We start from the raw sequence: 21,355 nt of genomic DNA, 5'->3' as shown, positions 1-21,355 counted from the left end.
CTCGACCAGCATGAGAAGGGTCGACCAGCATGAAGGGTCGACCCGCATGGAGGGTCGACCGGCATGAAGGGTCGACCAGCATGAAGGGTCGGCGCCGCGTCCTCTCGCACGGGCCCGGAGACGGGTCCGGCCCGCCGGGGGAACCGACGGGCCGGACAGGCGGTGAGCAGGAGCGTCCTACGACACGTTGTCGTGGTACGCCGTGTGCTGCGTCTCCTTCGAGAGCAGCAGCGCGATGAGCGTGAGCACCGCCGCGCCGCTGAGGTAGAGGCCCACCAGCAGCGTGCTGCCGCCGGCCGACTGCCAGAGCGCCACCGCGATGATCGGCGCGAGCGCCGCTCCGAGGATCGACGCCAGGTTGTACGACATCGCCGAGCCGGTGTAGCGGACGTTGGTCGGGAACAGCTCGGGCAGGACGGCGCCCATCGGGCCGAAGGTGAGTCCCATCAGCGTGAAGCCGAGGATCAGCACCGCCATCACGCCGGCGAAGCCGCCACTGAACAGCGGGACGAAGAGCAGGCCGAAGACGAGGATCGCCGAGGTGACGACGAGCAGCGTGCGGCGGCGGCCGAACTTCTCGGCCAGCGGGCCGGAGACGAGCGTGAAGATCCCGAAGAAGACGACGCCGACGATCAGCATGATCAGGAAGTCGTTGCGGCTGTAGCCGAGGCCCGGGGTCGCCGCGTCGGAGGGCGTGGTGCCGTAGGTCAGCGTGAACGTGGTCATCAGGTAGAAGAGCACATAGGTCGCCAGCATGATGAACGTGCCGAGGATGAGCGGGCGCCAGCTGGTCTTGAAGACGCGGGCGAGCGGCAGCTTGGCCACCTCGCCGTTGTCGACGACCTTCTGGAAGGCGGGGGTCTCGACGAGCTTGAGGCGCACGTAGAGGCCGACGATCACCAGCACGGCGCTCGCGAGGAACGGCACGCGCCAGCCCCAGGCCGCGAAGGTCTCGTCGCTCATGGTGCTCGCCAGCACGAGGAAGAGCACATTCGCGACGATGAAGCCGATCGGGGCGCCGAGCTGAGGGAACGTGCCGTAGATGGCGCGCTTGTTCGCGGGAGCGTTCTCGGTCGCGAGGAGCGCGGCGCCGGACCACTCGCCGCCGAGGCCGAGGCCCTGGCAGAAGCGCATCACGACGAGCAGGAACGGAGCGAGGAACTCCCAGCCCGGCGTGAGGGCGGTCGGCAGGCAGCCGATCAGGAAGGTCGCGATGCCCATCGTGAGCAGCGAGGCGACGAGGGTCCCCTTGCGGCCGACGCGGTCGCCGAAGTGGCCGAAGATGATCGACCCGATCGGGCGGGCGATGAAGGCGACGCCGAAGACCGCGAAGGAGGCGAGGAGGGCGACCGCCGGGTCCTCATTGACGAAGAAGAGCGACGGGAAGACCAGGACGGCGGCCGTCGCGTAGGCGTAGAAGTCGTAGAACTCGATCGAGGTGCCGATGAGGCTCGCCAGGATGACCCGGCCCCGGGAGTTCTGCGGGGCGGCGGCGGGAGCGTCGGCTGCGGTACGGGAAGAAGACATGGAAGAGGGCTGCTCCGGTGGAGGGGTCTCCCGGTGCCGGCGGGGGCGGCGTCGATCGGGCGCTGCGGGCCGCGGGGGCCGAGGGGGAGGGAGGGTAGGGCCGCTCGTGACGACCCGTCCACTTTACTCCGGGTCTTCTCAGCAAGAGCGCCTCTCCGCGAAGTGCGCCGACGCCCCCGACAAGGGGGGCGTCGGCGCGCGGGGTCGCGGCTAGCCGCGCAGCTCGCGGAGGACGAGCGCGGTCGCGATCGCCGCCTCCGCCGCCTCGCGGCCCTTGTCCTCCTTCGAACCGGGCAGGCCGGCGCGGTCGATGCCCTGCTGCTCGGTGTCGAGGGTGAGCACGCCGAAGCCGACCGGCTTGCCGGTCTGGATCGAGACGTTCGTCAGCCCCGAGGTCGCCGCGTCCGAGACGTACTCGAAGTGCGGGGTGCCGCCGCGGATGATGACGCCGAGGGCGACCACCGCGTCGGCGCCGGCCTCGAGGGCGGCCTTCGCGGCCACCGGCAGCTCGAACGAGCCCGGGACGCGCACGAGCGACCAGGAGGCGCCGGACTCGTCGAGCGCGGCCTTCGCGCCGGCGATCAGCCCGTCGCTGATCTGCTGGTGCCAGGTCCCCGCGACGACGACGACGCGGAGGCCGCTCCCGTCGACGGGGGAGGTGGTGGGGGCGCCGCTACCGGCCATGGCTTACTCCTTCGGTGTCGCGCCGGCGGGTCCGGCGTCGAGGGGGTCGAGTCCGACGAGGGGGTCGAGATCGCTGAAGTGGCCCATCCGGTCGCGCTTGGTCGCGAGGTAGCCCTGGTTGAAGGCGCCGACGCCGGCCACCAGCGGCACGCGCTCGGACACGGTGATGCCGCGGTCGGTGAGCTGGCGCACCTTCTCCGGGTTGTTGGTGAGCAGGCGGACGTCGGTGACGCCGAGGTCCTCGAGGATGCCGACGGCGGCGCCGTAGTCGCGGGCGTCGGCGGGCAGGCCGAGGGCGAGGTTGGCGTCGAGGGTGTCGAGCCCGTCCTCCTGGAGGCGGTAGGCGCGGAGCTTGTTGATCAGGCCGATGCCGCGGCCCTCGTGCCCGCGGAGGTAGATCACGACGCCGCCGTCGCGCTGGATCGTGTCGAGCGCGGCGTCGAGCTGCGGTCCGCACTCGCACTTCAGCGAGCCGAAGGCCTCGCCGGTGAGGCACTCGGAGTGCACCCGCACGAGCGTGCCGTGGCCGTCGCCGATGCCGCCCGCCACGACGGCGACGTGGTCGGCGCCGGTCTGGCGGTCGCGGTAGGCGCGCAGCCGGAACGGCCCGTGCGTGGTCGGCACGGTCGTCTCGACCTCGAAGATCACCCGCGGGGTGTCCCGGGCGGGTTCCACGCTCGAGGCGTCCAGCTCGGCGTGGTGCTCCTCGAGGTAGGCGATCAGGGCGGCCACCGTGGTCACCGGCACGCCCTCGCGCTCGCCGAGGGCGATCAGGCCGGGGAGGCGCATCATCTCGCCGTCCTCGGCCACGATCTCCGAGATGGCGCCGACGGGCTCGAGCCCGGCGAGCTTCATCAGGTCGACGGCGGCCTCCGTGTGGCCGTCGCGCTCGCGCACGCCGCCCTCGACGGCGCGCAGCGGCAGGATGTGGCCGGGCCGGTGCAGTCGCGCCGGGGTCGCCTCCGGGTCGGCCAGCACGCGGAGCGTGTGCGCGCGGTCGGACGCGCTGATGCCGGTGGAGAGGCGGTCGGCGGCGTCGACCGAGATCGTGTAGGCGGTGCCGCGCGGGTCCTCGTTGTCGACGACCATCAGCGGAAGCTCCAGGCGGTCGGCGATCTCGTTCGTCATCGGCGCGCAGATGAAGCCGGAGGAGTGGCGCACCATCCAGGCGATCGTCTCCTGGCTGGCGAGCTGGGCCGAGACGATGACGTCGCCCTCGTTCTCGCGGCCCTCGTCGTCGGCGACGATGATCGGCCGGCCGGCGCGCAGGGCCGCGACGGCCTCGGGGATCGTGGCGAGGCTCATGCCCGGCCTCCTTCGTCGGCGGCGGACCGCAGCGCGAGCATCCGCTCGACGTGGCGGGCGAGGATGTCGGTCTCGATGTTGACGCGGTCGCCGACGGCGCGGGCGCCGAGGGTGGTGGCGGCGAGCGTCTCGGGGATGAGCGAGACCTCGAACCACTGCTCCGGCTCGGTGGCGGGGCTGATCGCCGAGACCGTCAGCGAGACGCCGTCGACCGCGATCGAGCCCTTGTCGGTGACGAGCGGGGCGGCCTCGGCGGGGAGGGAGAAGCGCAGCACGCGCCAGGCGTCGCCGGGGGTGACCGCGAGCAGCGTCGCGGTGCCGTCGATGTGGCCCTGGACGATGTGGCCGCCGAGGCGGTCGCCGACCAGCGCCGCGCGCTCGAGGTTGACGGGGTCGCCGACCGCGACGCCGTCGAGCGTGGACATCCGCAGGGTCTGCGCCATCACATCGGCGGTGAAGCCGTCCGCCGACTGGTCGACGACGGTGAGGCAGACGCCCGAGACCGCGATGGAGTCGCCGTGCCGGGCGCCCTCGACGGCCAGCGGGCCGCGCACGGTCAGGCGGATCGCGTCGGTCCCTGCCGAGACGGCCGTGACGACGCCGACCTCCTCGATGATTCCGGTGAACATCAGGACTCCTTCTGCGGGGCGGGCTGCCGGCGGGCGGGGGAGCCCGGCCGGGCGGTGACGAGGAGGTCGCCGCCGAGGACCTCCACGGAGCGGAGATCGAGGCGGTGCGCGCCGGCGATGCTCGCGACGCCGAGGTCGTCGAGGGCGAGGCGCGGGCCGCCGAGCAGCGCCGGGGCGAGGTAGACGAGGAACTCGTCGACGAGTCCGCCGGCGACGAGGGCGGAGGCCAGCGTCGGGCCGCCCTCGACGTAGACGTGGCGGATCTCGGCGTCGTAGAGGCGGTCGAGGACCGCGGCGAGGTCGTGAGTGCGCTCGAGGACCGGGGGGCGCGGGTGCTCGAGGACGCGGGCGCCGACGGGGACGGCGCGGATGCCGACGACGATGGGGAGCGGCTGCTCGGCGAGGAGCTCGCCGGCGTCGCCGCGGGCGGTGAGGCTCGGGTCGTCGGCGAGGACCGTGCCGGTGCCGACGAGGATCGCGTCGGCGGCGGCGCGCTGCTCGTGCACGCGCTGGCGGGCCGCGGCGCCGGTGATCCAGCGGCTGCTGCCGTCGGCGGCGGCGGTGCGGCCGTCGAGCGTGGACGCCCACTTGAGGGTCACCCAGGGGCGGCGGCGGCGGGTCGCGGCGAGCCAGACGTGCAGGAACTCCTCCGCCTCCTCGGCGAGGACGCCCTCGATCACCTCGACGCCGGCCGCGCGCAGGGTGTCGCCGCCGCCGGCCGAGCGGTCGCCGGGGTCGCCGACGGCGTAGACCACGCGGGCGACGCCGGCGTCGATAAGGGCCCGGCTGCAGGGGCCGGTGCGGCCGGTGTGGTTGCAGGGCTCGAGGGAGACGACGGCGGTGGCGCCGGTCGCGGCGCCGGGGGCGAGGGCGGAGAGGGCGTCGACCTCGGCGTGCGCGGTGCCGGCGCCGTGGTGCCAGCCCTCGGCGAGCACGGTGCCGTCGGGCGCGAGGAGGACGCAGCCGACGCGCGGATTCACGCCGCGCGAGGGGCCGCGCTCGGCGAGGGCCAGCGCCCTGCGCATCGCGTGCTCGAAGTCGATCGTCATTCCCGGTTCCGTTCGTCGCCGAACTCCGGGGTGCGAGCGGCGGTGCGCGGGCACCGTCGTTCAGCGCCGCGCTCGCGCGCGACGCTCGTGCTGCCTCCCATCCGGACTTTCACCGTCGGTCCCGGAATTCCACCAGGTCAACCGCCTCCCACCGAAGTGGTCAGCGGCTCGCGGACTGTCACCGCCGGTTCGGACTCTCACCGACCCCGGAGCACGTTGTATCCCCGTCAGCCTACTCACCGCGGCTGGGAGCGGGGTCTCGCGGCGTCATGCTCGCGGGCGGCGGGGTCTCGATACGCCGCTGCGCGGCTACTCGACCAGCATGCAAGGGCTGCGGCGGCATCGTGCTCGCCGGCAGGCGGGGCCGCCTGCCGTCCTGCATGGGCGGCTCGCTCATGCTGATCGAGTAGCCCTCGGAGAGGGCGTATCGAGATCCACCGTCGTCTGGAGGGTGGGTCTCGATACGCGCTTCGCGCTACTCGACCAGCATGCCGCCGAACGGGTCAGGACTGGTCGGCGGCGGCGACGTGCTCGGCGTGGGCGCCGTGCTCGTCGTAGTGGTCGCCGTGCAGGGCGTGGCGGTGGGTGCCGTGCGCGTAGTCGACGTGGTCGTCGTGCTGGACGGTGGTGTGGCCGCAGCCGTCGCCGTGCTGGTGCTCGGTGAGGTCGTGCTCGGCGTGGAGGTCGGTGCTGCTCATGGTGCTGCCTTTCGAGGAACGCGGCCACCGGTCGGCGGCCAGGACCAGTGGACCAGATCCATAAACGCATCGCAATACATTCGGGCAATCGAGAGTGATGATCATCCGCAGCAGCGGGCTACCCTCGAGGCGATGGACGAGGACAGGTACGGGCAGGACGTGCTCGCCGGGAACTGGCGGGCGAAGAACACGGTCGAGGTCGCGGTGGTCGAGGCCGAGCGCGATCTCGTGGTCGAGGAGATCGCCTCCGGATTCGTCGGCGCCGTCGTCGGCGTGGAGCTGCGGATGGTGAAGCTCGAGGACCGCTTCGGCAAGGTCCGCGTCTTCCCGATCGGCCCCGGCTTCCTGATCGACGGCAAGCCGGTGTCGCTCAAGGCGCCCGGCCTCAAGCGCGACGCGAACCTCGGCCGGGCGCGCTCCGCCTCCGGCTCCTTCCACGTCGCGGACGCGAAGGCGCGCGTCGCGCTGCCGAGCCGCATCTACGTCGAGGGCCGCCACGACGCCGAGCTGGTGGAGAAGGTCTGGGGGCACGACCTGCGGATCGAGGGCGTGGTCGTCGAGTACATCGAGGGCGTGGACAACCTCGACGAGCTGGTCCGAGCCTTCGCCCCCGGGCCGGGACGGCGGATCGGCGTGCTCGTCGACCACCTCGTGCGCGGATCGAAGGAGTCGCGGATCGCCGACGCGGTCGCCGCCGGCCCGCACGGCGCGCACGTCCTCGTGGTCGGGCACCCCTTCGTCGACGTCTGGCAGGCGGTCAAGCCGGCCCGCGTCGGCCTCGAGCGCTGGCCCGACGTCCCGCGCTCGATCGAGTGGAAGAAGGGCATCTGCCAGGCGCTCGGCTGGCCGCACGACGAGCAGGCCGACATCGCGCGCGCCTGGCAGCGCATCCTCGGGCAGGTCCGGACCTTCAAGGACCTGGAGCCCGCGCTGCTCGGCCGGGTCGAGCAGCTGATCGACTTCGTGACGGAGCCGGCGTGACCCGCCGCGCCGGGCTCGGCCTGGCGGTGGACGTCCTCCTCGTCGCGGTCTTCGTGCTGATCGGGCGGCGGACGCACGACGGCGACTCGGTGCTCGAGGGCTTCCTCGTGACGCTCTGGCCCTTCCTCGCGGCGCTGCTGCTGGGCTGGGTGATCGCGCGCGCCTGGCGGACGCCGGATCGCATCCTCGTCTCCGGCCTCGTGGTCTGGGTCGTGACCGTGGCCGGCGGGATGCTGCTGCGGGTGCTCTCCGGGCAGGGCGTGCAGCTGAGCTTCGTGGTCGTCACGTCGATCGTGCTCGGAGTGTTCCTGCTCGGGCGCCGCGCGCTCAGCCGGCGGATCGGGCGACGGCGCGCATAGGACCGGCGGTGCGCCTCAGCCGAGGATCCGCACGCCGAAGTGCTCGGAGAACAGCGGCAGCATCAGGCTGAGCTGCAGCTCCGTGAGCGCGACGCCGCGGAGTCCGTCGAGACCGCCGAGCACGTGCAGCTCGGCGCCGCGCAGGTCGAGGTCCTGGATCTTCGCGCCGGGCAGTTCGAGGGAGCGGACGTCGCAGTCGGTGAAGGCCACTCGCGAACCGGTGGCCCCGCCGAGGTCGAGCTCGTCGATCGTGCAGCGCTCGAAGAGGACGTCGCGCAGGGTCGCTCCGCGCAGGTTGACGTAGCCGAGCTTGCAGTCCGTGATGCGGACCTGCTCGAAGGTGCTCTCGTAGAGCTCGGCCGAGCCCAGCCGGGAGGACGCGAGCTCGATCGAGCGCCAGCGGCTGCGGGGCGCGGACAGCCCCGGCACGTCCAGCCGCTCGAGCCGCGATTCCACGAGGGAGGCGGCCCGCAGCTGCGCCCGCTCGAGGACCACGCCGTCGAGCACGCACTCGCTGAAGGACGCGGCCGTCAGGTCCGCTCCGGTGAGGTCGACGCCGTCGAAGCGGAGGCCTTCCGCGTGCTCCCGGGCGCCGGTGTCGCCGGCGTAGCCCTCCGCGAGGCCGTCGAGGACGAGCGGATCGAAACGGGGAGCGGGGAGGGCGGCGCGCACCCGGCGAGCCTACGCGGCGAGCACCTGCGCATCGCCCACCGGCGAGCCTCTGCGCGCGAGCAGGCCCGTGCGGTGAGAGCATGACCGCATGCCCCGACTCCTCGCCGTCTGCCGCGTCGACCGCCTGCTCCCGGACCCGGGCCTGGTCGGCGTGACCGCCATCGACAAGCGCCCCGTCGAGGGGCCGGTCGTCATCCGCGATCTCGGCGTCTACGCCGACGTGCAGGCCGACCGCGCGCACCACGGCGGCGAGGCGAAGGCCCTCTACGCCTACGCCCGTGAAGACGCCGAGTGGTGGGCGGAGCGGCTCGGCTACGAGATGCCCCCCGGACGGTTCGGCGAGAACCTGCGCGTCGAGGGGCTGGATCTCATCGGCGCCGTGATCGGGGAGCGCTGGCGGATCGGCGAGAAGGTCGAGGTCGAGGTGACGATGCCGCGGACGCCGTGCGCGACCTTCCAGCGCGTGCTCGGCGAGCCGCACTGGGTCAAGCGCTTCGCCGACGAGGGGCGCACCGGCGCCTACCTGCGGGTCCTGCACCGGGGGAGCATCGAGGCCGGCGACGCGATCGAGCTGCTCTCGCGCCCTGAGCGCGCCGTGCCGCTGCGCCGCTGGTTCGTCGAGCGCCGCGCGGACGACGCGCGGACCCTCCTCGACGCCGAGGCCGCCGGCGAGCTGCGCCTCGCCGCCGACCTGCGCCCGTACGTCGAGCGCGCGCTCGCCTGACCCGCGGGCCGTCTCGTTACGCCGCTCCGCGGCTGAGCGGCTGGAAACAGCATGCTGATCGAGTAGCCCTCGGAGAGGGCGTATCGAGATCCGCCGTCGTCCGGTGGGTGGGTCTCGATACGCCGCTGCGCGGCTACTCGACCAGCATGGAGGGGCCGCTGCGCGGCTGCTCATCCGGCAGGGACGGCCGCTCCGCGTCCGCTCAGCGGCATCAGCATGCTGATCGAGTAGCCCTCGGAGAGGGCGTATCGAGATCCACCGTCGTCCGGTGGGTGGGTCTCGATACGCCGCTGCGCGGCTGCTCGGCCGGCATGGAAGGGTCGCTGCGCGGCTACTCGGCCGGCGTGGAGGGGGCGCTGCGCGACTACTCGAGCCGCGGCTGGCCTGCGCAGGAAACTCGGGGAGGATGGGGGGATGAGTCTGACGCTGCTCGAACGGATGCCGACGCCCGACGCCGACGGGCGCGTCGACGACGACGCGGTGTACCTGGCGTTCACGGAGTGGGCCGAGGCGCGCGGGCTCCCGCTGTACCCGGCGCAGGACGAGTCGATGATCGAGATCTCGTCGGGGGCGAACCTGATCCTGTCGACGCCGACGGGCACCGGGAAGTCGCTGGTCGCGATCGGGGCGCACGCCGCCGCGCTGGCGAACGGGCGGCGCAGCTACTACACCGCGCCGATCAAGGCCCTCGTCTCGGAGAAGTTCTTCGCACTGGTCGACGTCTTCGGCGCCGCGAACGTCGGCATGGTGACCGGCGACTCCTCGGTGAATCCGGACGCGCCGATCATCTGCTGCACCGCCGAGATCCTCGCGAACCTGGCACTGCGGCACGGCGCCGAGACCGACGTCGACCAGGTCGTGATGGACGAGTTCCACTTCTACGCCGACCCGGCCCGCGGCTGGGCCTGGCAGGTGCCGCTGCTGACGCTGCCGCACGTGCAGTTCGTGCTGATGTCGGCGACGCTGGGCGACGTGACGGCGCTCGCCGCGGATCTCACCCGGCGGACGGGGCGCGAGACCGCGACGGTCACCGGGGTCGAGCGGCCGGTGCCGCTGCACTTCTTCTACGAGATCGCGCCGATCCACGACTCGATCGAGGAGCTGCTCTCGACGAACCAGGCGCCGGTCTACATCGTGCACTTCTCCCAGGCCGCCGCGCTCGAGCGCGCGCAGGCGCTGACCAGCGCGAACATCGCCACCCGCGAGCACCGCGACCGCATAGCGGAGGTGATCGGCGGCTTCCGCTTCACGACCGCGTTCGGCAAGACCCTCTCGCGCCTGCTCCGGCTCGGGATCGGCGTGCACCACGCGGGCATGCTGCCGAAGTACCGCCGCCTGGTCGAGCAGCTGGCCCAGCAGGGCATGCTGCGGGTGATCTGCGGCACGGACACCCTCGGGGTCGGGATCAACGTGCCGATCCGGACGGTGCTGCTCAGCGCACTGACCAAGTACGACGGCGTGAAGAGCCGCCAGCTCTCGGCCCGCGAGTTCCACCAGATCGCCGGGCGGGCCGGCCGCGCGGGCTACGACACCGCGGGCACCGTGGTGGTGCAGGCGCCCGAGCACGAGTCGGAGAACCGCAAGGCGCTCGACAAGATGGGCGACGACCCGAAGAAGCGGCGCAAGTGGGTCGGCAAGCGCGCGCCGCAGGGCTTCGTCAGCTGGGGCGAGCCGAGCTTCCGCAAGCTCGTCGATGCGGAGCCCGAGACGCTCACCTCGCACATGACGATCACCTCCGCGATGCTGCTCAACGTGATCGCGCGCGGCGGCGACGTCTTCGCGAACGTGCACGCGCTGATCTTCGACAACCACGAGCCGTGGAAGCGGCAGCTGCAGCTGGCCCGACGTGCGCTGGGCATCTACCGCACGCTCCGCACCGCGGAGGTGGTCGAGCAGATCGTCGACGCCGACGGCGTGGTCCGCATCCGGCTGACCGTCGACCTGCAGCCGAACTTCGCGCTCAACCAGCCGCTCTCGCCGTTCGCGCTCGCCGTGTTCGACGTGCTCGACCCGGAGTCGCCGACCTTCGCGCTGGACGTGATCTCGGTGCTCGAGGCGACGCTCGACGACCCGCGGCAGATCCTCGGCGCCCAGCAGTTCCAGGCCAGGGGCGATGCGGTCGCCGCGATGAAGGCGGACGGCATCGAGTACGAGGAGCGGATGGAGCTGCTCGAGAGCGTCACGCACCCGAAGCCGCTCCAGGAGCTGCTCGAGGCGACCTTCGAGACCTACACCGCCGTGCAGCCGTGGGTGCGCGACTTCGAGCTCTCGCCCAAGTCGGTCGTGCGCGACATGTACGAGCGGGCGATGTCGTTCGGCGAGTACTGCGCGTTCTACAAGCTCTCCCGCTCGGAGGGCCTCGTGCTGCGCTACCTCTCCGACGCGTTCCGGGCCGCCCGGCAGACCATCCCGGACGAGATCAAGAACGAGGAGCTGCACGATCTGATCGAGTGGCTCGGCGAGCTGGTGCGCCAGGTCGACTCCTCGCTGGTCGACGAGTGGGAGGAGCTGGTCAACCCGGCCCTCCACGCCGCCGACCAGGCGATCGTGCCGCCCGCTCCGCGCCGGCTGACCGCGAACCAGCGCGCCTTCCGGGTGCTGGTGCGCAACGAGCTGTTCCGGCGGGTCACGCTCGCGGCGCTGGACGACCACGAGGCGCTCGGCGAGCTGGACGCGGCGGCCGGCTTCGACGCCGACGCCTGGGGTGAGGCGCTCGACGACTACTACGACGAGCACGACTCGATCGGGATCGGGCCGGACGCCCGCGGACCGAAGATGCTGCTCGTCACCGAGACGCCGACCGAGTGGCGGGTGCGGCAGATCCTCGACGATCCGGCCGGCGATCACGACTGGGGGATCTCCGCCACGGTCGATCTCGCGGAGTCGGACGAGGCGGGCGCCGCGGTCGTGCGGGTCACCGCGGTCGGGCGGCTCGACGGCGCGAGCTGACGGCGCGAACCGACGGCCGGCGCGCGGCCGAACGCCGCGAGCCGCCACCGCGAACCGACGCCGCGCGCCGCACGTCGCGTTTTCCGCGACACATCGAGCCCTCATACTGGGTCGCGTGGCAACGGGATCAGGGGACGCGCTCGTCGCGCGCGAGCGGCTCGCCTGGATCGACACGACCCGCGGCCTCGGCGTCCTGGCGGTCGTCCTCTTCCACGTCCTGATCTGGAGCTTCGCCACCGTCGCCGATCCGGGATCCTCGGTCGCCGCGCTCTGGGACCAGGTCGGCGGCTCGCTCGGGCGCATCCGGATGCCGATCCTCTTCGCGCTGGCGGGGCTCCTCGCGCAGTCCGGTCTGCTGCGCGGCTGGCGTCGCGGCTCCGCGCGGGTGCGGCTCGTTTCGAACTACTACCTCTACGCGGTGTGGGTGGTGCTCTACGCCGTGTTCTTCGCCCTGCTCGCGCGCCCCGACTTCCCGCACTCGATCGACTCGCTCGACCGCGTCCTCCTGCAGTCCGTCTTCCCGACGACCACGCTCTGGTTCCTCTTCGCGCTCGCGCTCTACCCGCTCGTGCTGGTGCTGCTGCGGGCGCTGCGGGTGCCGTGGTGGGGGATCCTGCTCCTCGGCACCGCCGCCTGGTTCCTCGCGACGAACCTGCGGGTGATCCTCTTCGGCGACGCGCTGCTGGCCAACTTCGTCTTCTTCGCGCTCGGCGTCCTCGGGGCGGAGCAGCTGCGCCGCTTCTCGCGGCCGGGCGTGCTGGTGCTCCTCGTGCCGCTCGGGGTGTTCCTGGTGGCGGTCGTGGGCGGGCGCGTCGTCGACGGGGCGGCCGGGCAGATCGCGGGCTTCGTGGTGAGCGCGAGCGCGATCCCGCTCGCCGTGGCCTGCGCGGCTCTGCTCTGCCGCTGGGCGCCGGCGGCGCGGGTCGGCTCGGCGATCGGACGGCGGACGCTGCCGATCTACCTGCTGCAGGTGCCGCTGCTCGGGCTGTGGTCGCTCGTCGCGAACCCGGACGCCGCCTGGCTGACGGGGCTGCTCGAGAAGCCGGTGGCGGCGCTGCTCTACCCGCTGGTGCTCACGGCGGCGATCGTCGCGCTCTCGCTCGGGATCCGCCGGGTGCTGGCGCTGATCCCGGGGGATCCGCTCTTCACGGTGCCGGCGCCGCTCGTCGCGCTGACGCGTCCGGCGCGGGCCGGGCGGCACGCGGGCTGAGCGCCGGCAGCCGCGCGCTCAGGCGCCCGGCCGGTGAGGCGACCAGGTGGTCGGACGGTCGGTGCTCAGCCGGTCAGGCCCAGATCTGGGCCAGGTACTCGCTCGTCACCTGCGGGCTGCGCTCGTGCACGTCGTCGGCGCTCCACTCGAGGATCGACTCGTCGATGATCCACTCGCCCTCCTTCGGTGCCGCGCCGCTGGTCTCGTAGCCGGCGGTCGAGTTCGTCACCGACGCCCAGGTCGCGGCGCCCATCGGCCCGATGAAGGTGCTGTCGAGCGCCGAGCAGCCGAACTCGACGCCGGGGCCGTTGGAGGCGCCGAAGCTGCCGTCCTGGTCGGCCTCGTCCGGCACCGGGAAGACCCGCTTCACGACGTCCGCTCCCACGACCAGGCAGTGCTGGTAGCGCACGTTCTCGGCCGAGCCGATCTGGAACGCGGTGTTCGTCGAGGCGAAGTCGATGCAGTCGATGCTCGTGATGTCGCCGTAGTAGTTGCCGCCCTGGCCTGAGAACTGCACCGTGTCCGTGTGGGCGCCGGAGCCCTTCTCCTTGTACGCCGGGGCGGTGTAGCAGCCGATGCGGAAGATGTGGCGGAGGCCGCCCGCGCCGTCGGTGGGGGTGCGCATGCTCGAGACGTCCTCGTCGCGGAGCTGGGCGTCCGGGACGACCACCTCGACGAGCTCGACGTTCTCGGTGAAGTCGGTGCCGTCGACGCCGTAGACGTTGTAGGCGTTGGTGGTGATCCGCGCGAAGGCCGAGCTGCTGCAGCCGGAGGCGAGGAAGGCGCCGTTGGTGACGATGCCGACGAGCGCGACGTTGTAGACGCGGAGCAGGCGCCAGGAGTTGGCGGTGGTGACCGTGCCCCAGCCGTCGCGCGGGTAGACGAGGACGCGGGTGTCGCGATCGAGCGTGCCGATGTCCTGCATCATCGGGGACGAGCTCGAGCCGGCGCCGCCGCCGGGCAGCTCGCCCGGTGCGACGAGGATGCGGACGGTGTCGGCAGGGCCCGCGGTGTCGAGTGCCGTGGTGATGGCCTCGCTGATCGCCGACCAGGAGCACTCCACCTCGACCTCGAGGTCGACGTCGCCGGTGAACCACGGGGTCCGCGAGGGCCAGTGAGTGCCGTTCGGGCCGAAGGAGGGCGTCGGAGTCGGGACGCCGGCCAGCAGGTCGAGCTCGGCGGCCGGGGTGCCCGGCTCGCCGGAGACCCCGGGCTGGTCGGGCTGCAGGGCGCGATAGGCGGCGTAGCCGCCGCCGCCGAGGGCGACGAGGCCGAGGCCGGCGCCGACCGCGCCGAGCACGACGGCTCGGCGGGAGGGCCGCTTCGGCGGGAGCTCGTGGAACTGCGACGCGTCGAAGGGAGGCTGCGCGGAGGAGGGCGAGGAGGAGTCGGCCAAGGGTGTCCAAACCGTCAGTGGGCGGTGCCGGAGGCGGCACGCCTCGGGTCCGGCGCGCCACGCTGTGCCGTGAGCGCAGCCGTCGGGACGTCGGCGCGCTCGACACGCACCCTAGCAGCCGGGGTCGACGGGACTCCTGGGAGGGGGGTGCCGGGTGGGGCCGGGGCTGCGTGTGGGTGGGTCTCGATACGCCGCTGCGCGGCTGCTCGACCAGCATGGAGCGGCGGCGCGGCCGGTATGAGGTGCGAGTCTGCGAGGGGATGTCACCTGGGGCGCGGGAGGAAGATCATGCTGATCGAGTAGCCCCGGAGGGGCGTATCGAGATCCACCCCTCCGTCGTGTCGGGGGTCAGCGGCCGCGGAGCTCGCGCTTGCGCATCTGGGCGGCGATGTCCGCCTCGGTGATCTCCTTCTTCGCCGGGCCCCAGAGGGCGGCCGCCTGGCTGGCCACGCCGATGCCGATGCCGAGCATCGGCCAGATCGGCCAGAAGTAGCCGTCGGCGCCGGTCGCGAACCAGACGCCGGTGCTGATCGCGGAGACGGTCATCCAGCCGCCGACCGAGCCGGCGAAGTCGCGGCGGCGCTTGAGGTCCTTGACGGCCTGCGCCCGCTCGATGTCCTCGGGGCGGGCGAGCTCGACCTCCGCCGGCTTCTCGGCGGCGTTCTCGGCGGGCGGCTGCGCTGCGGAGCTCCGCTCGACCCCGGTCGCCGACGGCTGATCGCGCCGGGCCGACGGGTCCGGGGACCCCCAGACGTTGTCGCTCATGACACCCCTCCGCTCGTTGCGCCCAGCCTACGCAGGCGGGCGGTCGAGGGCACGGCCCGCCTCAGGGGAGCTCGGGCTGGCAGTGCGGGCACCACCAGGTGCGCCGCTGCTCCGGGTCGTCGCGGACCTCGGCGCGGACGAGGACCGTGGTGCCGCAGCGCAGGCACGGCCGGCCGGCGCGGCCCGCGACCCAGTGCCGCTCGCCGCGGCGGGTGTCGCCGGTCGTGGTCTGGAACATCCCGGGCACAGTGACGGACGCGCGCAGGCCTCGGGCGGCGGTGGCGACCAGGGCGCGGACGTCGACGGTGCCGACGGGCCGCCAGGGGAAGAGCCCGCGGAGGAAGCAGACCTCGTTGGCCCAGAGGTTGCCGAGGCCCGCCATCAGGCGCTGATCGAGCAGGGCGGCGACGACCGGCCGCTCCGGTGTGCCGGAGAGGCGGGCGACGGCCTCCTCCGCGCTCCAGTCGGCGCGGAGCGGATCCGGCCCGAGATGGCCGACCGCGCGTGCCTCGTCGCGGGTCGGCAGCAGCTCGACGACGGGGAGGTCGACGCCCCAGAGGGTGACCCCGTCGTCGAGCCGGAGCCGGACGCGGACGTCCTTCTGCACGGCCCGCGGGACGGCGCGGCCGGGTGAGGTGACCGTCCACGAGCCCTGCATCCGCAGGTGGGTGTGCAGGGTCAGATCACCGGAGAAGCGGGTGAGCAGGTGCTTGCCGTGGGTGTCGTGCTCGAGGATCCGCAGGCCCTCGAGCGAGCTGCCGGCCGCGTCGCCCGAGCGCAGCTCCCCGTCCGCCACGGTGCGGCCGTCCGCCGCCCGCCTCAGACGGGCGGCGAGACGGTGGACGCTGTCTCCCTCGGGCATGCTCCGCACTCTAGGAGCCGGACCCGCGCGACGTCAGGGGTGGCGCGACGAGGGCGGGCCCGCTTCTCAGCGGGCCCGCCCCGGCGGTCGGTCGTGCGCGGTGCTCTAGCGGGCGCTGTACGCCTGCTGGTAGGTGCGCTCCGTGCCGTCCTTCGCGGTGACCTCGATCGTCGCGGTGCCGGCCTTGATCGGGCGGAGCACGGTGAGATACGAGGTCGTGAACGACTGGCCGGGCTTCACCGAGCTCTTCGTCCGCGTGCCGTAGGGCGTCGAGATCTCGATCGCGACCGCCTCCGGGCCGTTGTTGACGGCCGTGACCGTCAGCGTGCGGAGCACGGCGAGGCGCGTGGTCTTCGCGCTGGTCGCGACGTCGATCACGGTCGCCGGCGCGGTCTCGGGCAGGTCGAGCCCGACGACGACCGGGTCGTGGTCGCTCGAGCGGTAGGCCGAGGTGTCGTAGAAGATCGTCGCGTTGTAGTCGTAGCGGCTGTACTCCAGCGCCACCGACTCCCCGCTGTTGATGTTCCAGGTGTCGACACCGGTCACGGTCGCGTCGGCCGCCGGGGAGGCGAAGACGTGGTCGAGCGAGCCGACCGCGCCGTCGAAGGAGTAGGAGTACTTCCCGTCCTTCGCGCCCTGGTCGATGTAGCCCGCGTCGCGCAGGACCTGGATCGGGTCCTCCTGCGAGTAGGCGTTGAAGTCGCCGAGCAGGTAGACGAGGTCCGTCGCCTTCTCGGTCTTCAGGCGGTCGGCGAACGCGACGAGCGCGGTGGCCTGGTTGACGCGGGAGGCGTTCGAGGCGCCCTGGCCGTCGCCCTGGTCCGCGTCGACTCCGGAGCCGGAGCCCTTCGACTTGAAGTGGTTCACGATCGCGACGAACTCGCTGGCGCTGTCGCCGATCAGGCGGAACTCCTGGGCGAGGGGCTTGCGGGCGTTGGAGAAGGCGACGCCGTCGTTCAGGATGACGGACTCGCCGACCGGCTCGATGACGGCCTTCTTGTAGATGAAGGCCGTGCGGATGACGTCCTCGTCCGCGAGCGCGGGGAGGGCGGCGGGCGAGGGCACGTACGCCCACAGCTCCGAGCCGGCGGCGGTGTTCAGCGCGGCGGTCAGCGTGGCGAGGGCCTCGTCGCGCGGCTTGCCGAACTTGGCCGAGTTCTCGATCTCCTCGAGGGAGACGACGCCGGCGCCGAGGCTGTTGATCGCGGTGACGATCTTGGCCTGCTGGCGCTCGAGGTCGTCCGCGTTCGCGGCGCCGCGGGCGTCGCAGCCGCTGTTGACCGTGACGGGGTCGCCGTCGCGGTCGGTGTAGAAGGTGCAGCCGGTGATCGAGTCACCCGTGGTGGAGAAGTAGTTCAGCACGTTGAAGGACGCGATCGAGAGGTCGCCGCCGACGGCCTCGGGGGCCGCCTCGCGGGTGTTCGCGAAGGTCGCCGGCTGGACGGTCGCGGCGTTCTCGACGGTCAGCTGCGTCGTCGGCTGGAAGGACCAGCCGCCGTTGCGGTAGTCGAGGACGACCGGGGTCGTGAAGGTCGCCGGGGCGCCCACGCGGATCGGCTCGGTCGGGGTGAGGTAGGGCAGCGGGATCGCCTTGTTCGCGGCGGCGCCGAGGAAGTTGATCGAGGCGCCGTCGTCGAGGACGATCGCGCGGGCGGCGTTGTCGGCGACGACCGCGGCCAGCTCGGGCGTTCCGGGGCGGGCGACCTCGGTCGGGGTCAGCAGCGGCGAGTCGCCGGCGGCGAGGCCGACGGAGCCGAAGCTGTTGAGGTCGAAGGTGTCGGTCACGGTGAACGCGCCCTGCGGGGCGATCAGCATGCTCTCGAGCGTCTCGCGCTCCTCGACGGTGCGGGGGAGACCGACGGCGGCCGGGATCGGCGCGACGGCCGGGGTGCCGAGCTTCTCGACGGTCGCGGCCGAGGTCGGGGTGAGCTCGGTGAGGCCGTTGAACTCGCTGACGGCGCCGGTGATGCGCAGGCTGTCGCCGATCGCGACCGCGCCGACCGAGGCGGAGGAGTAGACGAAGACGGCGTCGGAGGCGGTGCGGCCGGTGGTCTGCGCGCCGGTGCCGGCGGTCTGGATCACGTAGCCGCTGTAGCCGCCGGTCGCGTAGCGCGCGGTGACGACGCCGGTGGTGGTGACGGTCTGCCCGACGAGCGGGGACGCGGTTCCGGTGCCCTGGATCTCCGCGATCGAGACGGTCGGCGCGGTGGTGGGCGGCGTCGTCGGCGGAGTGGTCGGCGGGGCGGTCGGGGTCGGCGTCCCGGTCGGCGCGGGCGTCGGCTCCGGGGTGCTGCCGCCGGCGGCCTCGGGGGTCATCGCGCCGACGGTGAAGTCGGCGGCGTTGGAGTCGGTGTCACCGGTCGCGGTGTCGGCGCGGGCGATCGACTCGGTCAGCGTCGGCGCGGTGGCGGCCGCCGACTCGAAAGTGTTCGAGGTGCCGTAGCCGAGGAGGTCGAGGACCGCCTCGGGCTGCTCGGCGGTGCCGATCGGCGGGGCGACGAGGGTCGCGGTGCCCTCGACCAGGAAGAGCGTGCCGCCCGCGGCCGCGATGTTGAGGCCGTTCGCGGTCTGGTCGGCGGCGGGGAGCGGCGCGCCGTTGGTGCCGTTGCTCGCGCCGGCGATGAGGAAGTGGCCCTCGGCGGGGACGGTGCCGGTGAGCGCGACGGTCGTCGTCGGGTTCGCCGTGCCGGTGGCCGAGCGGTACTGCAGCGAGAGGCCGGAGAGCGCGACGTCGGCGCCGGTCGGGTTGTAGAGCTCGACGAAGCGGTTGCTGTAGGTCGCGCCGGCCGAGCCGCCGCGGGCGAAGACCTCGCTGATGACCAGCTCGTCCCCGCTCGGAGCGGCGGTGGCGGGAGCGGCGACCAGCGGCGAGGCGACGAGGGCCAGGCCGGCGAGGGCCGCGAGCGCGAGGCCTCTCCGGGGAGCGCGGGCGCGGGGCCTCTGCGCGGGGAGTGCGGGGGAGTCGGGCATGGTGGTCCTCTCGATCGCCGCTCCGGGGAGCGGTGGTGCGTCACCGCACGTCGACGGCGACCCTCGCCCCTGAAAGGGGCACAGTGAGCCACGCTATGCAGTGCGGGTGCCCGGCCTGTGAACCGGACGTTTCATGAACGTAAACTCACCCACCGACATCGGGGCCGCCGTCCCGTCTTCGCGGCCTCCGTCCGGGAACGCGCGCCATGATCGGGGGATGATCTCCTTCGAACTGGCCAGGGCGCTGCGCACCGCGGGGCTGCGCTGGGCACCGGTCACCGGCGACCGCTTCCGCATCGAGCGCGAGGGGTTCGACGGCGACGTCTTCACCGTGAGCGACATGACCATCGAGGCGCACGAGTACGAGACCGGCACGGTCCTCGGCTTCAACGGCACGACCGAGTGGGCGCTCGACTCCGTCGCGCTCGACGACTCGCTCTGGCTGCCGCGCGAGGACCAGCTGCGCGAGCTGCTGCGCGGCACGTTCCGCTCGCTGCGCCGCGTCGCGGACGGCGGGCCGGTGCGCTTCGCCGTGACCGTCGAGCTCGCCGGCGAGCAGCGCGACTTCGAGGACGAGATCGCCGAGAACGCCTATGCGGAGGCGCTGCTCGCGCTGGTCAGCTCGGTCGCGGTCGACCTCGACGACGTGGACGAGCTCGCCTGAGCCGATCCTCCGGGCCGCTCGGGCTCAGGACGCCGCCTTCTCCTCCTCAGCTTCGGCCGTCGAAGCCGCCTTCTTCGCGGCGGGCTTCTTCTTCGGGGTGATCTTCTTCGGAGCGGCCTTCTCGTCGTCGGTCTTCGCGGCGCTCTTCTTCGCCGGCGCCTTCTTGGCGGCGGTCTTCTTCGGCGCCGAGCCCTCGTCGGCGGAGGCGTCCTCGTCCGCCTTCTTCCTCGTCGCCCGCTTCTTCGCCGGCGCCTTCTCCTCGGAGTCCGCGGACGCCCCCGCCTTCGCGCCGCGGCTGCGCTCCACCGAGCGCTTCAGCGCCTCCATCAGGTCGAGCACCTCGCCGCCGCCCTCCTCCTCGGGCTTCTCGCCGAAGGTGGCGGAGGTGTCGAGGGCGTCGCCCTGCTCGATCTTCGCGTCGATGAGGGTGCGCAGCTCGGCCTGGTAGGAGTCCTGGAACTTCGACGCGTCGAAGTCCTCCGAGTAGGAGTCGACCAGGTGCGAGGACATCTCCAGCTCGCGGGCGGCGATCCGGGTGGTGCCCTCGAGCGACGGGAACTCGACCTCGCGCACCTCGTCGGCCCAGAGCAGCGTCTGCAGCATCAGCAGCTTGCCGCGCACGCGCAGCGCCGCCAGCCGGGTCTTCTGCCGCAGGGCGAACTCGACGATCGCGGTGCGGTCGGTCTCCTCGAGGGTGCGGCGCAGCAGCACGTAGGCCTTGGGGGAGGAGGAGTCCGGCTCGAGGATGTAGGCGCGGTCGAACATGATCGGGTCGACCTGCTCGCTCGGCACGAACTGCACGACGTCGATCTCGCGGTCGCGCTCCTCCGGCAGCGCCTTCAGCTCGTCCTTGGTGAGCACGACCGTGCGCTCGCCGTCGTCGTAGGCCTTGTCGATGTGGTCGAAGGTGACGACCTCGCCGCAGATCTCGCACTTGCGGGCGTAGCGGATCCGGCCGCCGTCCTTGTCGTGCACCTGGTGCAGGGGGACGTCGTGGTCCTCGGTCGCGCTGTAGATCTTCACCGGCACGTTGACCAGGCCGAAGGTGATCGCGCCCTTCCAGATGGCTCGCATGGCCCCAGTGAACACCGTGCGCCACCGCGGCGGGAAGCCCCGCCCCTCCCGCGAGATGCCACTTGTGCACGCGACACGCCGAGGAACCGGGTCACAAGTGGCATCTCGCGGCGCGGAGGGGGAGGGGCACTCGACGTCCTTTCGGGCGGCGGGTGTCGAATGGACGGCGATGACTGACGAGAACCGGCCCGCCGACAGGCTCCGCGCCGCCCTGACCGCCCCCGATGCGTCGTCCCGGCTGCAGGCGGCGATGACCGCCGGCACCCGGCCCGCCGGCGAGTACGCGCCGGTGCTCGTGGCCCGCTGCGCCGTCGAGCCCGACTTCGGCGTGCGCGAGATGCTCACCTGGGCGCTCACCCGCCACGATCCGGCGGTCACCGTCGACCTGCTGCTGCCCGAGCTCGAGTCCGGGACGCCGCAGGCCCGCAGCCAGGCGCTGCACACGCTGTCCAAGGTCGGCGATCCGCGCGCGTTCCCGGCGATCACACCCGCGCTGCTGCACGACGAGCATCCCGCGGTCGCGCACGCGGCCTGGCGCACCGCCGCCCGGCTCGCCCCGGACTCCGAGCGGCCCGCGCTGGCCCGGCAGCTCGCGGAGCACCTCGGCGAGCGCGACCGCCCGGACCAGCGCGCCCTCACCCGCGCGCTGCTGATGCTCGGCGACGTCGCGGCCCCCGTCCTCGAGGCCGCCGCGCGCTCGGAGGAGGACCCCCGTCGCTTCCACGCCCTCGCGACCCTCCGCCTCCTCGCCGACCCGGACGAGGACGTCGAGGAGGCCTTCGCCCGCGCCCGCCGCCCCTGACGCGGGCCTGACCGCCCGGAGGCGGACGCAGGGAA

19 protein-coding genes and 1 riboswitch are annotated in these 21,355 nt (G+C 72.8%); of the genes, 7 read left to right on the top strand and 12 right to left on the bottom strand.

Annotated features, from left to right (window positions below; genetic code table 11):
• Window positions 1–177 precede the first annotated feature (177 nt).
• The 6 genes from MT353_RS17650 to MT353_RS17625 all read right to left on the bottom strand — a co-directional run bounded on the left by MT353_RS17650 (window position 178) and on the right by MT353_RS17625 (window position 5,892).
• Window positions 178–1,527, bottom strand: coding sequence for an MFS transporter (locus MT353_RS17650; protein ID WP_123705187.1), 1,350 nt, complete (start codon window positions 1,525–1,527; stop codon window positions 178–180).
• 210 nt (window positions 1,528–1,737) lie between these two features.
• Window positions 1,738–2,211, bottom strand: coding sequence for a 6,7-dimethyl-8-ribityllumazine synthase (gene ribH / locus MT353_RS17645; protein WP_123447670.1), 474 nt, complete (start codon window positions 2,209–2,211; stop codon window positions 1,738–1,740).
• A gap of 3 nt (window positions 2,212–2,214) precedes the next feature.
• Window positions 2,215–3,516, bottom strand: coding sequence for a GTP cyclohydrolase II (ribA, locus tag MT353_RS17640; RefSeq protein ID WP_243625468.1), 1,302 nt, complete (start codon window positions 3,514–3,516; stop codon window positions 2,215–2,217).
• Window positions 3,513–4,145: a riboflavin synthase gene (locus tag MT353_RS17635; protein ID WP_132437687.1), complete on the bottom strand. Its 633-nt coding sequence runs from the start codon at window positions 4,143–4,145 to the stop codon at window positions 3,513–3,515. The genes ribA and MT353_RS17635 overlap by 4 nt, the downstream gene beginning before the upstream one ends.
• Window positions 4,145–5,194 carry a bifunctional diaminohydroxyphosphoribosylaminopyrimidine deaminase/5-amino-6-(5-phosphoribosylamino)uracil reductase RibD gene (gene ribD, locus MT353_RS17630; protein WP_243625467.1) on the bottom strand — a complete coding sequence of 350 codons (1,050 nt, stop codon included), beginning with the start codon at window positions 5,192–5,194 and terminating at the stop codon, window positions 4,145–4,147. The genes MT353_RS17635 and ribD overlap by 1 nt, the downstream gene beginning before the upstream one ends.
• Before the next feature lie 84 nt (window positions 5,195–5,278).
• A riboswitch (FMN riboswitch) is annotated at window positions 5,279–5,412 on the bottom strand.
• A 285-nt stretch (window positions 5,413–5,697) separates the two neighbouring features.
• Window positions 5,698–5,892, bottom strand: coding sequence for a zinc transporter permease (locus tag MT353_RS17625; RefSeq protein WP_123447667.1), 195 nt, complete (start codon window positions 5,890–5,892; stop codon window positions 5,698–5,700).
• A 132-nt stretch (window positions 5,893–6,024) separates the two neighbouring features.
• On the opposite strand from MT353_RS17625, the gene MT353_RS17620 reads away from it, so the two are divergent.
• On the top strand, window positions 6,025–6,873 hold the full coding sequence (locus tag MT353_RS17620; protein ID WP_243598462.1) for a DUF3097 domain-containing protein: 849 nt from the start codon (window positions 6,025–6,027) through the stop codon (window positions 6,871–6,873).
• Window positions 6,870–7,232 carry a DUF3054 domain-containing protein gene (locus tag MT353_RS17615; protein WP_243625466.1) on the top strand — a complete coding sequence of 121 codons (363 nt, stop codon included), beginning with the start codon at window positions 6,870–6,872 and terminating at the stop codon, window positions 7,230–7,232. Before MT353_RS17620 ends, MT353_RS17615 begins: the two co-directional genes overlap by 4 nt.
• 15 nt (window positions 7,233–7,247) lie before the next feature.
• On the opposite strand, the gene MT353_RS22040 is transcribed toward MT353_RS17615, so the two are convergent.
• A complete protein-coding gene (locus tag MT353_RS22040) occupies window positions 7,248–7,904 on the bottom strand; it encodes a pentapeptide repeat-containing protein (protein WP_243625465.1) in 657 nt (218 codons plus the stop codon).
• Between the two features lie 88 nt (window positions 7,905–7,992).
• On the opposite strand from MT353_RS22040, the gene MT353_RS17605 reads away from it, so the two are divergent.
• The 3 genes from MT353_RS17605 to MT353_RS17595 all read left to right on the top strand — a co-directional run bounded on the left by MT353_RS17605 (window position 7,993) and on the right by MT353_RS17595 (window position 12,787).
• The gene (locus MT353_RS17605; RefSeq protein ID WP_243598465.1) at window positions 7,993–8,628 is read left to right on the top strand and encodes an MOSC domain-containing protein; all 636 of its coding nucleotides are present in this window, start codon (window positions 7,993–7,995) and stop codon (window positions 8,626–8,628) included.
• Window positions 8,629–9,042: 414 nt separating this feature from the next.
• Complete coding sequence (locus tag MT353_RS17600) at window positions 9,043–11,577, top strand: RNA helicase (protein ID WP_243625464.1); 2,535 nt, start codon at window positions 9,043–9,045, stop codon at window positions 11,575–11,577.
• Between the two features lie 115 nt (window positions 11,578–11,692).
• The gene (locus MT353_RS17595) at window positions 11,693–12,787 is read left to right on the top strand and encodes an acyltransferase (RefSeq protein WP_243625463.1); all 1,095 of its coding nucleotides are present in this window, start codon (window positions 11,693–11,695) and stop codon (window positions 12,785–12,787) included.
• Between the two features lie 73 nt (window positions 12,788–12,860).
• On the opposite strand, the gene MT353_RS17590 is transcribed toward MT353_RS17595, so the two are convergent.
• The 4 genes from MT353_RS17590 to MT353_RS17575 form a co-directional block, all read right to left on the bottom strand.
• Window positions 12,861–14,183, bottom strand: coding sequence for a hypothetical protein (locus MT353_RS17590; RefSeq protein ID WP_123705176.1), 1,323 nt, complete (start codon window positions 14,181–14,183; stop codon window positions 12,861–12,863).
• Between the two features lie 348 nt (window positions 14,184–14,531).
• Entirely contained in the window at window positions 14,532–14,948 is a 417-nt protein-coding gene (locus MT353_RS17585) for a 2TM domain-containing protein (RefSeq protein ID WP_243598468.1), read from the bottom strand.
• A 61-nt stretch (window positions 14,949–15,009) separates the two neighbouring features.
• Entirely contained in the window at window positions 15,010–15,810 is an 801-nt protein-coding gene (locus MT353_RS17580) for an Fpg/Nei family DNA glycosylase (protein WP_243625462.1), read from the bottom strand.
• Between the two features lie 105 nt (window positions 15,811–15,915).
• A complete protein-coding gene (locus MT353_RS17575; protein ID WP_243625461.1) occupies window positions 15,916–18,780 on the bottom strand; it encodes an ExeM/NucH family extracellular endonuclease in 2,865 nt (954 codons plus the stop codon).
• 217 nt (window positions 18,781–18,997) lie between these two features.
• Between MT353_RS17575 and MT353_RS17570 the strand changes: the two genes are divergently transcribed.
• On the top strand, window positions 18,998–19,444 hold the full coding sequence (locus MT353_RS17570; protein WP_133963064.1) for a hypothetical protein: 447 nt from the start codon (window positions 18,998–19,000) through the stop codon (window positions 19,442–19,444).
• 24 nt (window positions 19,445–19,468) lie between these two features.
• Here the strand turns inward: MT353_RS17570 and MT353_RS17565 are convergent, their stop codons facing one another.
• Complete coding sequence (locus MT353_RS17565) at window positions 19,469–20,518, bottom strand: Ku protein (RefSeq protein WP_243598471.1); 1,050 nt, start codon at window positions 20,516–20,518, stop codon at window positions 19,469–19,471.
• 169 nt (window positions 20,519–20,687) lie between these two features.
• Between MT353_RS17565 and MT353_RS17560 the strand changes: the two genes are divergently transcribed.
• A complete protein-coding gene (locus MT353_RS17560) occupies window positions 20,688–21,320 on the top strand; it encodes a HEAT repeat domain-containing protein (protein WP_243625460.1) in 633 nt (210 codons plus the stop codon).
• Window positions 21,321–21,355: the final 35 nt, after the last annotated feature.

This window comes from Rathayibacter sp. VKM Ac-2927 (genome assembly GCF_022815525.1).
In the GTDB taxonomy this organism is placed as follows: domain Bacteria; phylum Actinomycetota; class Actinomycetes; order Actinomycetales; family Microbacteriaceae; genus Rathayibacter; species Rathayibacter festucae.
The sequence above is the reverse complement of the archived record's forward strand: the minus strand, read 5'-3'. Positions and strand labels throughout refer to the sequence as shown.